We start from the raw sequence: 14,730 nt of genomic DNA on the forward strand, positions 1-14,730 counted from the left end.
GTCCCTTAGGGACACGAGTTATTTTTATTGTGAAAGAGATAGCATCGCTTTCACTATTGGATCAGGTGTCACGGTATGAGGCACTTTGGTGATTAATGTTCCGTCTGGTTTTAAAAAGTAAAAGTAAGAGGAGTGATCAATCGTATACTCTAGAGCTGAGTTTTTGAGTTCGGTTTTATGGAAGGTGACGCCGTAACGCTCAGCTAACATATTGACCGCTTGCAGTGAGCCAGAACTGCCTTCTATCTTTTTATGAAAGTAATGGGCGTATTCAGCAGAGTGTTCTGGTGAATCTCTTTCAGGATCAAGCGTGATAAAGATAGGGCGAAATTGAGATAATGTGGTGTCGTCTATTTGATTGAATGCGCCTGAAAGCATGGCTAATGAGGTCGGGCAGACATCAGGACAACGAGTAAAGCCAAAATAGACAATGCGAATACGGGGATCGTTCAGATCAAACAGATCAACGGCATTATTGCTTTCACCATAAAGAGACACATCGTCAGTGACGTTTGCTAAGTAGATCTGTTTTAACGCAAATCCTGCGAAGATGATCGCGATAATGAGTAAGAGTTTTTTCATTGTTGAGCCTTTAATGAAATAGTGACTTCTGTATTTCCATCAGTGAGGGTTCCTGTCCACACCATGGTATTTTGAGTACAAATAGGTAATAGGATCTCGCCTTCAAACGTACTGTCGTTGGTTTTGGTTAGTTGAAAAATAGGATTACCCATTTCCATATCTACCCCTTGGAGAGAAATAAGGAGCTTTTCTGAGTTTGTATTTGGCCACTTAACGGTAATAGGGCTAGGCTCTAAAGGCGTAAGAGTGTCTTTTTGTAGACGAATATCAACCCCATGCTGGGTGCAAGGTTGGCTGGACAGTTGACAAGTATCTTCAATTGCAATGCTTGGCTTCATCTTGTTTTTGACAAAATTAGTCATGTCAGAGAAAAAGAAGCCGATAAGTAATAAGGCAACAACAAATAATATTTTGAATACAGTAGAAAGTATTTTCATACAGACAGCAACTCAAGAAAAAAGTGTGCAAAGGGTAGCATAATGAAAATACAGGATAGAGTACTAGTTACTGTAGTGTGAGCTCAGTTAAGTTGTCTAAGAAAAGAGGTTATAACAATGGATAAAAAGCGTTGCGAATGGGCAGAGGTTTCTGATTTAGATAGAGATTATCACGACAATGAATGGGGTGTTCCTGTTTATTCTGATGATGAATTGTTTGAGTATTTAACCTTGGAAGGCGCGCAAGCAGGGTTAAGCTGGTCTACAATTTTAAAGAAGCGAGAAGGATATCGACTTCTGTTTGATCAGTTTGATATTGAAAAAATTGGTCAATACGATCAAGAGAAAGTAGAAGCCTTAATGTTGGATGCACGAATTATACGCAATCGCCTAAAGATTAATTCGACGATTACTAATGCTCACGCTTTTATTGAAATACAAAAAGAGTTTGGTAGTTTTTCTGATTACTTGTGGGGCTATGTTAATAAAACACCGATCAACAATCACTGGCAAAGTATGTCTGAGGTACCTGCAACAACTGAATTATCAGATAAGCTCAGCAAAGATTTAAAGAAACGTGGTTTTAAGTTTGTCGGTTCAACTATTTGCTATGCCTTTTTGCAAGCAACAGGCGTTGTTAATGATCATTTGGTTAGTTGCCCTTGTTATAACAAAGAACAGTAAGGAGAAGTAATGGATAAGAAATCATTACCTGATGTAGAAGAAAACATTATTGAAACCGTGGATGTGGACGGAACGTATCAAGAAGAGCTGCGTAAGAAAAAGGAACGTCGAAATTACCCTTCTAAACCTGTTTTATATGAGAGACGATTTAAAGAAGATCGTCGTTATAAAGACAAGGTAGACATCAAAATTTAAATCTTATATTTACTTAATGAGTGTGAACCATGTCACATTTTGTGTTTTTTGGAAATAGTTGTAAATTTTCTCAATTTTAATGCTTGCAAGTCAGAAAATCGCTTGTATTCCGTACAAAATAGGAGGATTATCCGCTTTCCTTTTCACTTGTATCAAAATGTTTCTAATATGAACCAGTTCGACTCTTTATTACCGCCACAAATGGCTGAACGCGCTGCTGAAGTTGGCGTAGCAAAAGCAACTAAAGACCCATTTAAATCATTCTTATTAGCAATTACCGCTGGTATACACATTGGTATTGCTTTCATCTTTTATACTACGGTAACAACCGGTGCTGAAGATATGCCATGGGGTATGACTCACTTTATTGGTGGTTTAGCCTTCAGTCTTGGTCTCATTTTAGTGGTAGTGACGGGTGGCGAACTATTTACCAGTTCTGTGTTAACACTGGTTGCTCGTGCAAGTGGAAAAATTAGCTGGAAAAGTCTTTGTGCTAACTGGGCTGTAGTGTATGTAGGTAACTTTATTGGAGCCATGCTGCTTGTTGGTATCATGTTAGTTGCAAAACAATACATGAGTGATGGCGGTGCTGTTGGTATTAATACCATGAAGATTGCTCAGCATAAACTTCATCACGGTTTTTGGCAGGCAATAGCACTAGGCTTAATGTGTAACGTATTGGTGTGTGTTGGTGTTTGGATGACATTCTCAGGTCGTACATTAACAGATAAAATTTTAGTGATGATCCTTCCGGTTGCTATGTTTGTTTCTGCGGGCTTTGAGCACTGTATTGCAAACATGTTCCAAATTCCAATGGCTATCGGTATTAAAACATTTGCTTCTCCTGAATTCTGGGCGGCAAGCGGTTATTCTGCATTAGATTTTGCAGACTTAACATTAAGTAATTTTGTCATTAATAACCTTATCCCTGTGACGATTGGTAACATCATTGGTGGTGGTATCTTCGTTGGTATGGGTTACTGGATCATCTATTTACGTGAGCCAAACCATCATTAATTTGATGCGCTAAACTGCTTATGTAGAGTTTAGATAGATGTTAGATAAAGAAAAGGAGCGTATTGAACGCTCCTTTTTTATGCCTGTTATTTAGTAATTTTCAACTAGTGGTTTACCTTGATTCTAAAGAACATTGCATAAAAGAGTGGGATAACTACTAATGTCAGTATGGTTGCGAACAACAAACCAAACATAATAGTCACTGCCATGCTTTTAAAGAATGGATCGATAAGCAGGGGAGCAACACCAAGTATGGTTGTTAGTGCTCCGAGTAATACTGGTCTTGCGCGGCTTAATGACGCATCAATAATCGCATTATAAGGGTGCTTACCATTTCCGACTTCAACATCCGCTTGGTCAACAAGTACGATTGCGTTTTTTACCATCATACCAATAAGACTTAAGAACCCAAGTATCGCCATAAACTCAAACGGCGTTTGGAATATGACTAATCCTATTGATACACCAATGATCGCAAGTGGTGCCGTTAACCAAATAACCAATGGTTGACGTAATGCGTTGAACATGAAAATAACCGCTAAGATCATCGCTGCAAACCCATAAGGTGCCGAAATAACTAATCCTTCATTGGCGTCTTTAGAGGCTTTATATTCCCCGTACCAAATCAACTGGTATCCAGATGGTAGTTCTATTGCTTCAACTTTCTCTCTTACTTGTTTAAAGGCATCCGCAGTCAGTACTCCAGGTGCAGGATCAGCTTGCACTAAAATTGTCGGCATTCGATCAATACGGCGTAAAATCGCATCTTCCCAAACTAAGTTTGATGATTCAATTAGTTGGCTTACTGAGATAAAACTGCCGGTTGTTGGGCTAAAGACCTCTGTATTTTCTATCGCACGTTGATGATTACGCTCTGTTTCTGGTGAGCGAGCCACAATTGGAATTAAGTCATTACCTTCACGATAAACGCCAACGTTTCGTCCAGATAATGTCTGAGCGATGGCTTTATTTATCTCTTGTGTGGTTAATCCAAATTGTTGTGCTTTTTCTTCTGAAAACTGAGGACGCAGCACTGGTACTTGTTGACGCCAATCGTCTTGCACCGCAATCAATTGTGGATCATTAATCATGATCGCCTTTGCTTGCTCTGCTAATTGGCGCAGTACATGGCTATCTGGACCTTTAAATCCAGCTTCAATTTTTTTACCGCCGCCGCGGCCTAGCATGAATTTCCATACTTTAATCGATGCATTGGTGTATTTTGTATCCAACTCAGTTTGAAGTTCAACCAACAGTGGAGCAATGTTTTGATAGTCATCAATATCAATCAGTAGCTGACCATAACTAGGGTTACGAGCTTCTGGTGAGTAGGTTAGCATGAAGCGTAAACCGCCACCGCCCACAAAACTGGTGATATTTGTGATGCCTTCTTTCTGTTTTACATCTTGCTCTATGGCCGCAATAGTTTGCTCTGTGCGCTTAATGTCTGATCCTTGTGGTAAATAGACATCAACCACAAATTGAGCACGTTGAGATTCTGGCATAAAGCCCGGTGGAATATAACGAACACCATAAATAGAAGTAAATAAAACAACCAGTAAAAGACCTACACTGATGCCGCGATGCGCTAATACCCAAGTTAATAATTGACGGTATTGTTGACTAATACGGCTTGGTGGTGCTTGGTTATCTATTGGTTTCACGGTTAGAAAATCGTGGCATAGCATTGGCGTGATTGTAATCGCAAATACCCAACTTAATAGCATCGAATATAAAATCACCCAAAATAGAGAGCCTGCATATTCGCCCATGTCTGATGGAGAAAGACCGATAGCACTAAAAGCACAAATACCTACAACCGTACCACCTAAAAGAGGCCATTTAGTTGCATTAACCACATCAGAAACAATCTCCTCACGGCTGTCATTTGGTGTGGTTTGTAAGCGTACTAAAATACCATCTGTCACCACAATCGCATTATCTACCAGCATGCCTAATGCAATGATCAATGCACCCAGAGAGATCCTTTGCATTGCGATGTCTTGGATTAACATGATGCATAACGTGCCTGCAACCGTCAGTAGCAAAACAAAGCCAATGACGATGCCTGAGCGTAGCCCCATAAATAGCAGTAAGACGACAAATACAATTACAACAGCCGCAATGAGGTTATCAATAAAGTTGGTTACCGACGCACGAACAGAATCCGATTGCATAGAGATAACGTTAAGCTCTATCCCTAATGGACGTTGACCTTCTAGCTCTGCAATGCGCGCTTTTACGGCATCGCCCATATCAACCACGTTACCGCCTGATACGTTTGAAATACCAAAACCTACGGCACGTTCACCATTGTAACGAACCAGCATAGAAGTCGGTTCTTGGTAGCCACGAATAACCGTTGCAATATCACCTAAACGAAGGACAGTATTATTATCCCCAAGGCTTACTTGCAGGTTATTTAAGTCATTAATTGAGTTAATTCCAGAGTTTGGGATCACAGGAATACGCATTGCATCCGTTTCAATACTACCGGCAACCGTAACGATGTTTTGTTTTTGTAGTACCTGATACACTTTCTCTGCAGATACGCCAAATTGCGCCATGCGCTCGCTCGACATTTCAACGAAAATAGTTTCTTGGCGCTCGCCTAGTGTTGCTGTTTTTGCAACACCAGGGACAAGAACAAGTTCACGTCGTAAGTCATCGACATAATCTTGCAGTTGTTTGTCACTAAAGCCTTCGCCTGTTACGGCAAAAAATAGCGAGTACACATCAGAAAAGTCATCATTAACAATAGATGCGCTTGCTCCTGGTGGTAATTGGCGTTGTGCATCCCCAATTTTACGACGCAGTTTATCCCACACTTGTTGCAAAGCGGCTTGGCTTTGAGCAAATTCAAGTTTGATTTCAACCGTCACTTCAGACATGCCTTGTTTAGAGACAGACTTCACTTCTTTTACTTCTTGAAGTGATTGAACGGCACCTTCAATAATATCGGTTACTTCGTCTGATACTTCCTGAGCGGTTGCGCCAGAATATGGGGTATTGATTACCGCTTGACGAATGACAAATTCAGGATCTTCAAAACGACCTAGTTTTAAATAGCTTAAGTAACCACCAAATAAGATCAGAGTGATAAGCACCCACACTGAGGTACGTTTAGTCATGGTATAACGTGCAATGTCCATCTCTATTCCCCGTCACTCATTGCTGATTGTTCAGAATAGGGTTTTACGATCATGTCGGTTTTAATGCTAGTGACACCGGCAATGATAATGCGTTCATTCATTTGCAAGCCTTGAGTAATAACCACTCGGTTTGCCAGTAATTCACCGGTATTAACCGCGCGTTGCTGTACTTGATTTTGAACATCAACCACCCACACAAATTGACCGCCTTTGTTATCTGGCACGATAGCGGTTAAAGGCACGGTAATAAGAGTGTTCTCTTCTGCTGAGTCTTTTGGATACACAGGAGTCACTTTTACTGTCATGCCCGGTAATACATTAAAGCCGCTTAATTCTTTAAACTTTAGTACCACAGGGTAGGTTTGCGTTATTGGGTCCGCTTGAGTGCCATACGTACTTAATACAAGAGGAAAGCGTACATTAGGAACAGCACTGATTTGAGCTATCGCTTCTGAGCCTTTTAATTCACCTAACATGACACTGTCTGGAATATTGATAAGTACTTCTAAGTTATCAAGATCATGAATGGTCAATACTGGGCTATTTGCTTGTATTTGCACATGATTGTCGATCATCTTACGACCAACAATACTATCAAAAGGAGCGGTCAATTGGGTGTACTCTAATTGACGTTTTGCTTCTTCTAGTCGATTTTTAGCTAGGTTATAGCGAGTGCTTAGTGTGTCTAAATCACTTTTAGCAATGGCTTGGCTTTTTTCATAAATCGCTTTGCCACGGTTGTATTCTGCTTGGCTATTTTTATATTCAACACGTGCTGACTCTAGTGCCGTTTTCGCATCACGAGGATCTAATTGCGCCAGTAATTGTCCTTTTGTTACCTGTTGGCCCTCTTCAACAAGCACATTAATAACACGTCCATTCATTCTAAAAGCTAAATCAGCACGTTCGGCAGAGCGTACAACACCGTTAAAGCGTAATTGCGCATTTATACTTGGGCTAATCACTTCAATAAGTGCAGGGCGAATAGTGTCGACTTTTGTTGTTTCTAATTGTGCTTCGTTTGAGTCACAACCAGAGATCATTAGTGTGCCAATCGCAAGGCTGACAGCCAGTACGGTTTTCTTCATTAACATAACAGTCGAAATACGTGAATTCATTGACTCATTCCTCATGAAAAGAGTGGTTGGTTGAACATAAAATAATCGAGCTAATCATTTTTTCAATTACTAAAGTAAACTCGTGAGTTTATTTTATGGCTAAATTATCACAAAGTAAACTCTTGAGTGTACATTTTTATTTTGAGTGGGTAGAATGTTCTAAATTTAGTGATGGAGGGACTATGAAAAAACTGACACGATCACAGCAAAAGCACCTTGATATTATCAATGCGGCAAAAGAAGAATTTATTGAGCACGGTTTTCTTGCTGCCAATATGGATAGAATTACCTCATCGGCTGAAGTGTCTAAACGTACCCTTTATCGTCATTTTGAAAGTAAAGAAGTGTTATTTGAATCGGTATTAACCATTATTAATGATTCAGTAAACGAAAACGTTTCTTATCAATTTGATGAAGAGAAAAGTACCGAAGAGCAATTGAATGATATTGCTTATAAAGAGATAGAAATACTTTATCAAACCTATGGTATTTCCCTTGCTCGCACCATAGTGATGGAGTTTTTACGCCAACCAGAAATGGCAAAAAACTTAATAAAAAATATCTACAGTATTCGAGCGATAACGCAGTGGTTCAATACGGCTATTGAAGCTGGGCGATTAAAGAATGTCGATTCAAAATTAATGACAGATGTGTACGTGAGTCTGTTTCAAGGCTTGCTATTTTGGCCGCAGGTAATGAATTTAGATACTGAACCGACAGGCGATGCGGTGAAGAGTAAGGTAGATACGGTGACGTCTATTTTTATTCAATCTTATGGTATTAAATAAGTGGTCCCAACTAAATAGAGATCTAATAAAAATGGCGGTGAAGATAAGGTGGATAACCTTTCTTTCACCGCCATTTTTGTTTCTATAGCTTGTTCAAAAAATACGTATTACTTGTCGTTTTTCTTTGCGTACATTTCTAAACCAACCACTAAGCCGATACCTAGAATTACACCAACAACAGCAAAACCAATAAGTGCAGGTTGTTGTGTTACTTGCTCATAGTTGAATGGTGATAGGTTGTGCTCAATCAATGGTACTTGCTCGCCTTTTGAGTTGGTGCGCCATTCAATCACTTCTTTCCAAGGCCAGATCTTACCTAATGTGCCCGCCATTAAGCCGGTTAAAAAGATTAAGGTAATATCACGGAATCTTCTTAATAAGAAAGAAAGTACGTGTGAAAAGCTCAGTAGGCCAATGGCACAACCTGACGCGAATAGTCCCATTGTGACTAAATCAAGAGACTTGACTGCACCAAGAACAGGGCTGTACATACCAATAAGTAGAAGAATGAAGCTGCCTGAAATTCCCGGTAAAATCATTGCACAAATGGCAATTGAACCAGCAAGAATATAAGTAAAGGTTGATGGTGTCATGGTCATTGGGTTTAGAACCGTAATGCTATAAGCAAACGCGGCACCCGCCAATAACATAACAAAGCGATCTAATGACCATTTCTCAATTTGTTTTGCGATATGAATGATTGAGATGATGATCAAACCAAAGAAGAATGACCACAGAGGAATAGGGTGCGTGTGCAGCATCCATGTGATGACTTTTGCGAGTGTTAAGATGCTCGTTAAAATGCCACCAAAAAGAGAAATAAGGAAAAAACCATTAATGTGTGCAAATGCCGCTTTAAATCCTTCACGTTTCCATAACCCTAAAATAGAAGGATTAATGCGACGGATGCTTTCTAAAAGCGTGTCATAAATACCAGTAATAAAGGCAATCGTACCACCAGATACACCAGGAACAACATCAGCTGCGCCCATTGCCATACCTTTAAAGAATGTCGTTAAATAGTTCATTTTAGCTCTATATAGATGAAAAAAAACTTATGCATAATGCACGAAGGTACGTGATTATACATAAGTTTTGTATAAAAAATGTCGTAAAAATGATTATCCCAATATCATTAATGAGATAATTGTTGGCATAGGCACTACTTCATCATACTTACTAGCTCATCAGCCATGGCAATCGCTGCTTTTCTATTCGCTAAATTTAGTTTTTGATATAAATTACGAATGTGAGTTTTGATTGTGGTTGGAGCCACATCAAACTCTGCAGCAATTTGCTCGTTACTAAAACCTGAATAAATTAATCCTAATACTTGCCACTCTCTATGAGTAAGAGGGCTTGTTCTTATCAGCTCTGGGACCTCTGGATTATTAATCACTTTTTCAATAAAGGTTTCATCAAAATGGGCAGAGCGAGAGCGTTCATTATTTGATAATGCTTTTTGTAATTGCTCAATACGATGCTTTTCAAGCTCAGTAAGATTTCCTTTTTGCAGTAATTTTGCTAATGGCTTTAAGGTGTTGCGGCCTGCCATTAAGAAACTGCCAATGATCCCCGTTTGATTCGATTGCTTTATTGCCAGGTGCATTGCTTCAATTGATTCATTTATTTGCTTATTCTCATACAACAACACTGATTCCATAATGGCATTACGGTTAATATCGGTGAGTAATTTATGTTGCTGAGCAATGGTTTGAGAAGCTTGCAGTGTTGCAATCGCCGTTTCAATATCTCCTAAATGGAAATAGGCTCTGGCAATATTGCGCCATTGAAGCTGAGTAAAGTGATTACAACGAGTTTCAGGTTTTTCTGTGTGCGTTAACCAATAGCTGATTGCTTCCGTATTGCCTTTCGCCTGCCAATAGAAAAGCTGAGCTGAAGAGGCATTGGCTTTCCAATCAATATGATAATCCGCTTGGCTTAATAGCTGCTGGCATTTTTCTAGATAGCGCTCAGCTTTGTCTAGTTCACCACGAGCTACCGCTAAACGAGCAAGCATTGAGTAACCACGTAGGTGTTTGGTTTCATCAAACGGAGAAAGAACATCTAACCCTTTCCATGTGCACTGTTCTGCTTCATCAAAACGAAACCAGAACCAGTAGATCTGCGCGCGTGAACGTAATAAAAATTCATGTAAAGGCAGCTGACCTAAATCTTGGTCTTCAATCAGCTTGAAGCCATTATCTTGTAAATCAAAAGCGGCTTGCATGAAGCCCTGTGCCATTAATATTTCACTTTGTTGCAAAATAGCCCACAACGCTTGGTGATAAATATTATAGGTCATTGCCATCTTTTCAGTTTGCTGCATTAAGGCAAGTGCTTGTGCAAGGTTTCCTGAAACGTGATGGTATTCGCCAATTACAGATGTCGCGACTATACGGCTGCGATATTTATTGGTATCTAACTCTTCAAGGGCTTTTTCTGCAAAGGCGAGGGCAGCTTCAGGTTCATTTTTGTTGATAGCAACTTGAGCGCGTAAAGCATCGAGTTCGCCCTGCATTTGTCTGTCTAACGCAATATTACGTGCAGACATCTCTTTTTGCCCTTCAGATAGTAGGTCATCCACTTGTAAGTAGTTGTGCTGGCTTTGCGCTAACCATGCTCGAATGATAACTAATCGAGGAGAGGTAAATAACACCTCGGGATCCAATTGCGTAATGGTAGATTCAAGTAACGTAAGCTCGCCATTATTGAATAGATGCCAGCCATACTGCGTTAAGATCTCTGCGACTAATTGATCATCTTTAGCATTTTTCGCGTGGCGAAGTGCTTGATAAATATTCTTTTGTGATAGCCAAGCGTTTGCGGCTTTTTGCTGCAGCTGTACTTCTTCATGCGCTAAATAGTTTTGGCGTTGATGCGTTAAGAACTCAGCAAATAAATTATGGAATTTATACCAGTCTTCTTTATCACTATCGCTATTAATGAATAGACCGAATCGGTTTAGATTCTCAATTAATAGCTGTGCGTCATTTCGGCCTGTGACCCTGACCAGTAGCTGGGTACTAAAGTGTTCGAATACCGCACAACGCATTAAAAAGTGTTGGGTTTCTTTATCTAAATGATCAAACACTTCTTCAGCAAGATAATCCCACAAATGGGCATGATTAAGCTGAGCCATCGCCTGTGTTGAGTTACTTAAAGACTGATTATTTTGAATACTATGCAGGGCTATGAGCTGTAAGGCAGATGGCCAACCTTCAACGTGTTTGCGCACGTTGGTAATTGATTCTTGGTCAATGTCATCGTTAAGACGTTGGTTAAAGAAAAGAGACGTTTCTGATTGGTCAAAAGCTAAACTTTGATTATCAATTTCAATCAATAGATCTCGAACTCGTAAATTGGCTGTGTTTAGTGGCGGTTGAGAACGACTGGTAATAACCAGAGTGAGATTATCAGGCAAATGCTTAAGGAAGAATTTTAGCCCAAGATGAATCGCGTCATTGGTGATTAAGTGATAGTCATCGAGTACGAAATAGGCTTCTTCTTGAAATGGGATCAGCTCAGTAAATACTTGAGAAAACAGACTAGATAAAGAGGCAAATTGACGTTTCTCTGTTAATGCTTTTGAGTGAGGAAGATCTAGTCCGGTTGCATTACTAATGGTTTGAACAAAATATTTAGCAAATTTATATTCATCATTATCACCATCATCAAGGCTATACCAACCTGTGGCCCCTTTACTTGATAACCACTGTGCAGCCATTGTTGTTTTGCCATAGCCAGCAGGAGATCGAAATAAGACCAATTTATAATGAATGGCATCTGCAAGTGTATTAAGTACACGCTGTCTTATGATGGCGTTATGCAAGCGTCTAGGAAAATGTAATTTCGATGGTATTAACATAATTATTGTTCTTCTTAAAAATACTAAGAAGATTATCCATAATATTGGAAAAGAATGTCTCATCTACGCCCCATAAGTGTGATCTATGTTTCTTTTTAGTTATGGTTTGTTTTATAAATCAATCTCTTCTATTGCGTTGTATGATGTAATTTCTTAAATGTTCCAAACTGTGATCTTGTTATCATTTTGTATTTAATGCCACAAAACTGTGCCAGTTATCACGTCAAATCCCCCTGTAAGCCTACAAAGTTTGAGTTATATCACGCTAAATTATGCTTGTTTTTACTACGCCTTTCTTGATTTTAGTCTCCGCCCCCAAGGAGGAGGATGCGACTATTATTCGAAACAGGCAGGATTACTCACAGTTGATTTATGAACCTTCGTGAGAGATACAAGATGAAAACGAACAACATCAAAGATTTTGATAAAGCGTCATTTCAAGCTTCTGTAAAGCAGCATTTAGTAACGACATTTGGTGCTGATGAAAAAACAGCCACTTCTAAGGTATGGTATTTAGCGATGGGTAAAGCCCTAGCTGAACTAACCACGTTTGACCTTGTTGGCACTGAAAATGATGAGAAAATTAAGAACGCACGTAGTGTGAACTACTTATCTTTAGAGTTCTTAATTGGTCGTTTAACAGGTAACAACTTAATTAGCATGGGTCTTTATGAAGACATTACCGATGCTATGGGTGATCTAGGACATAACTTAACGGATTTGTTAGAAGAAGAACGAGATCCTGCATTGGGTAATGGTGGCCTTGGTCGTCTAGCTGCATGTTTTATGGACTCATTAGCAGCGCAAGAGTTCCCTGCTATTGGTTACGGTCTGCATTATGAATACGGCCTGTTCCGTCAGTCTTTTGATGACTGTCGTCAACAAGAAGCACCTGATGCATGGCGTGGTGTAGAAGGCTACCCGTGGGAAGTGGCTCGTCCTGACTTTGCACAAAACGTTGGTTTTTACGGTAAAGTTGAAACGTACACTGAAAATGGCGAAGAGAAACGTCGCTGGGTTCCTAGTATGTCAGTTGAAGGTATGCCTTGGGATTTACCAATTGTTGGTTACCAAAGTGATACGGTTTATCCACTGCGTTTGTGGGAATGTCGTGCTAAAGCACCGTTTAGCTTAGCTAGCTTTAACAATGGCGATTACTTTGAAGCGCAACATGCTCTAATTGATGCGGGTAACGTAACGAAAGTCTTGTATCCGAATGATAACCACGAGAAAGGTAAAACACTGCGTTTAATGCAGCAGTACTTCCACTGTGCATGTTCGATTGCAGATATCTTACGTCGCCATGATGCGGCAGGTCATAAGATTGAAGATCTTCCAAAATACGAAACGATCCAACTAAACGATACTCACCCTACCATTGGTATTCCTGAGTTGATGCGTATTCTAATTGATGAGCGTGGCTTAACATGGGATGCAGCGTGGGCAATTTGTTCGAAGACATTTGCTTACACTAACCATACGTTACTTCCAGAAGCATTAGAAACGTGGAGCGAATCGTTAATTTCTCGCTTACTTCCTAGACATATGGAAATCATTTATCACATTAACTATCTATTCTTAGAAGGCGTAAAACTGAAATGGCCTGGCGATGTTGATAAGCTACGTAAGCTTTCAATCATTGAGGAAGGTACGCATCGTATGGTGCGCATGGCAAACTTATGTGTGGTTTCTTCTTACGCTGTGAATGGTGTTGCGGCACTTCATTCTGAGTTAGTTAAGCGTGATTTATTCCCAGAGTTTAATGAATACTTCCCAGGTAAACTGACGAACGTAACTAATGGTGTGACTCCTCGTCGTTGGTTGAAGTTCTGTAATCCAGGTCTTTCTAACTTGATTTCAACTAAGATTGGTAATGACTGGCCAGCAGATCTAGATCAGCTACGTGATATTGCAAAATTTGCTGATGACGCGAAATTCCAAAAAGAGTTTATGGCCGTTAAGAAGCAAAACAAACAACGTCTTGCGGATTGGGTTCAAGAGAACATGGGTATTGAATTAAATACTGATGCTATTTTTGATGTTCAAATCAAACGTCTGCATGAATACAAACGTCAGCACTTAGATCTGTTAAATATTCTTTCTTTATACCACCGTATTTTGAATGAACCTGGCTTTGATATGCACCCACGTGTGTTCTTCTTTGCAGCGAAAGCAGCTCCGGGTTACCACTTAGCAAAAGAGATCATCTTCGCTATTAATAAAGTGGCTGAGAAAGTAAATAACGACCCTCGTGTATCTGACTTCTTAAAAGTCGTCTTCATTCCTGATTACCGAGTGAGCATGGCTGAAATCATCATTCCAGCAGCTGACGTTTCTGAACAAATCTCTACCGCAGGTAAAGAAGCATCGGGTACGGGTAACATGAAAATGGCCCTAAACGGTGCATTGACTGTCGGTACAATGGATGGAGCAAACGTTGAGATCCGTGAAGAAGTAGGTGATGAAAACATCTTTATCTTCGGTCTAGATGTTGATGAAGTTGAAGCGCTAAAAGCATTAGGTTACAACCCATATAAATATTATGAAGCCGATTCATTACTGCAAGCGTCATTAGACCTATTGGCTGGTGATGAATTTACTCCAGGTCAAGTAGGCCTGTTATCTGCAACGCGTGACAACCTACTTTATGGCGGTGACCCGTACCTAGTATTGGCAGATTTCGCGGATTATGTTCGTGCTCAAAATGACATCGATGCGGCTTACCGTGATCAAAAGCATTGGGCGAAAATGGCGATTTTAAACACAGCACTTGTGGGTAAATTCAGCTCTGACCGTAGTATCCGTGACTATGTGAATAACATCTGGAAATTAAAAGCCGTTAACCGTTAATTTGAAATTAAAAATATAACAATGAGGGCAGTATTATGC

At 39.9% G+C, this 14,730-nt stretch carries 11 protein-coding genes; 5 read left to right on the plus strand and 6 right to left on the minus strand.

Translation table 11 applies throughout. From position 1 onward, the window contains the following. Positions 1-24: 24 nt before the first annotated feature. Positions 25-582: an SCO family protein gene (locus tag AC2INI_RS17385; protein WP_486305844.1), complete on the minus strand. Its 558-nt coding sequence runs from the start codon at positions 580-582 to the stop codon at positions 25-27. Continuing rightward, complete coding sequence (locus AC2INI_RS17390; protein ID WP_122032666.1) at positions 579-1,019, minus strand: hypothetical protein; 441 nt, start codon at positions 1,017-1,019, stop codon at positions 579-581. The genes AC2INI_RS17385 and AC2INI_RS17390 overlap by 4 nt, the downstream gene beginning before the upstream one ends. A gap of 117 nt (positions 1,020-1,136) precedes the next feature. On the opposite strand from AC2INI_RS17390, the gene AC2INI_RS17395 reads away from it, so the two are divergent. The 3 genes from AC2INI_RS17395 to focA all read left to right on the plus strand — a co-directional run bounded on the left by AC2INI_RS17395 (position 1,137) and on the right by focA (position 2,915). Next, positions 1,137-1,703 (plus strand): DNA-3-methyladenine glycosylase I, encoded by a 567-nt coding sequence (locus AC2INI_RS17395; RefSeq protein WP_486305845.1) that lies wholly within the window; start codon positions 1,137-1,139, stop codon positions 1,701-1,703. A 9-nt stretch (positions 1,704-1,712) separates the two neighbouring features. Then, positions 1,713-1,898, plus strand: a complete 186-nt coding sequence (locus AC2INI_RS17400) for a hypothetical protein (protein WP_486305846.1) — start codon at positions 1,713-1,715, stop codon at positions 1,896-1,898. Positions 1,899-2,066: 168 nt separating this feature from the next. Continuing rightward, positions 2,067-2,915 (plus strand): formate transporter FocA, encoded by an 849-nt coding sequence (focA, locus tag AC2INI_RS17405; RefSeq protein WP_045104140.1) that lies wholly within the window; start codon positions 2,067-2,069, stop codon positions 2,913-2,915. Positions 2,916-3,019: 104 nt separating this feature from the next. Here focA and AC2INI_RS17410 read toward each other — a convergent pair whose 3' ends face one another. Together AC2INI_RS17410 and AC2INI_RS17415 are read right to left on the minus strand one after the other, a co-directional pair. After that, positions 3,020-6,067 (minus strand): efflux RND transporter permease subunit, encoded by a 3,048-nt coding sequence (locus AC2INI_RS17410; protein ID WP_486305847.1) that lies wholly within the window; start codon positions 6,065-6,067, stop codon positions 3,020-3,022. Between the two features lie 2 nt (positions 6,068-6,069). Further along, complete coding sequence (locus AC2INI_RS17415) at positions 6,070-7,185, minus strand: efflux RND transporter periplasmic adaptor subunit (protein ID WP_486305848.1); 1,116 nt, start codon at positions 7,183-7,185, stop codon at positions 6,070-6,072. A gap of 182 nt (positions 7,186-7,367) precedes the next feature. Here AC2INI_RS17415 and AC2INI_RS17420 point away from each other — a divergent pair, with 182 nt between their 5' ends. After that, positions 7,368-7,973: a TetR/AcrR family transcriptional regulator gene (locus AC2INI_RS17420; protein WP_486305849.1), complete on the plus strand. Its 606-nt coding sequence runs from the start codon at positions 7,368-7,370 to the stop codon at positions 7,971-7,973. A 107-nt stretch (positions 7,974-8,080) separates the two neighbouring features. Here the strand turns inward: AC2INI_RS17420 and AC2INI_RS17425 are convergent, their stop codons facing one another. Then, positions 8,081-9,001, minus strand: coding sequence for a polyprenyl-phosphate transporter (locus tag AC2INI_RS17425; protein WP_122032672.1), 921 nt, complete (start codon positions 8,999-9,001; stop codon positions 8,081-8,083). Between the two features lie 134 nt (positions 9,002-9,135). Next, a complete protein-coding gene (malT, locus tag AC2INI_RS17430; RefSeq protein WP_486305850.1) occupies positions 9,136-11,841 on the minus strand; it encodes an HTH-type transcriptional regulator MalT in 2,706 nt (901 codons plus the stop codon). A 396-nt stretch (positions 11,842-12,237) separates the two neighbouring features. Between malT and AC2INI_RS17435 the strand changes: the two genes are divergently transcribed. After that, positions 12,238-14,691: a glycogen/starch/alpha-glucan phosphorylase gene (locus tag AC2INI_RS17435; protein WP_486305851.1), complete on the plus strand. Its 2,454-nt coding sequence runs from the start codon at positions 12,238-12,240 to the stop codon at positions 14,689-14,691. The last annotated feature ends 39 nt before the right edge of the window (positions 14,692-14,730 follow it).

The organism is Aliivibrio friggae, from assembly GCF_057368515.1.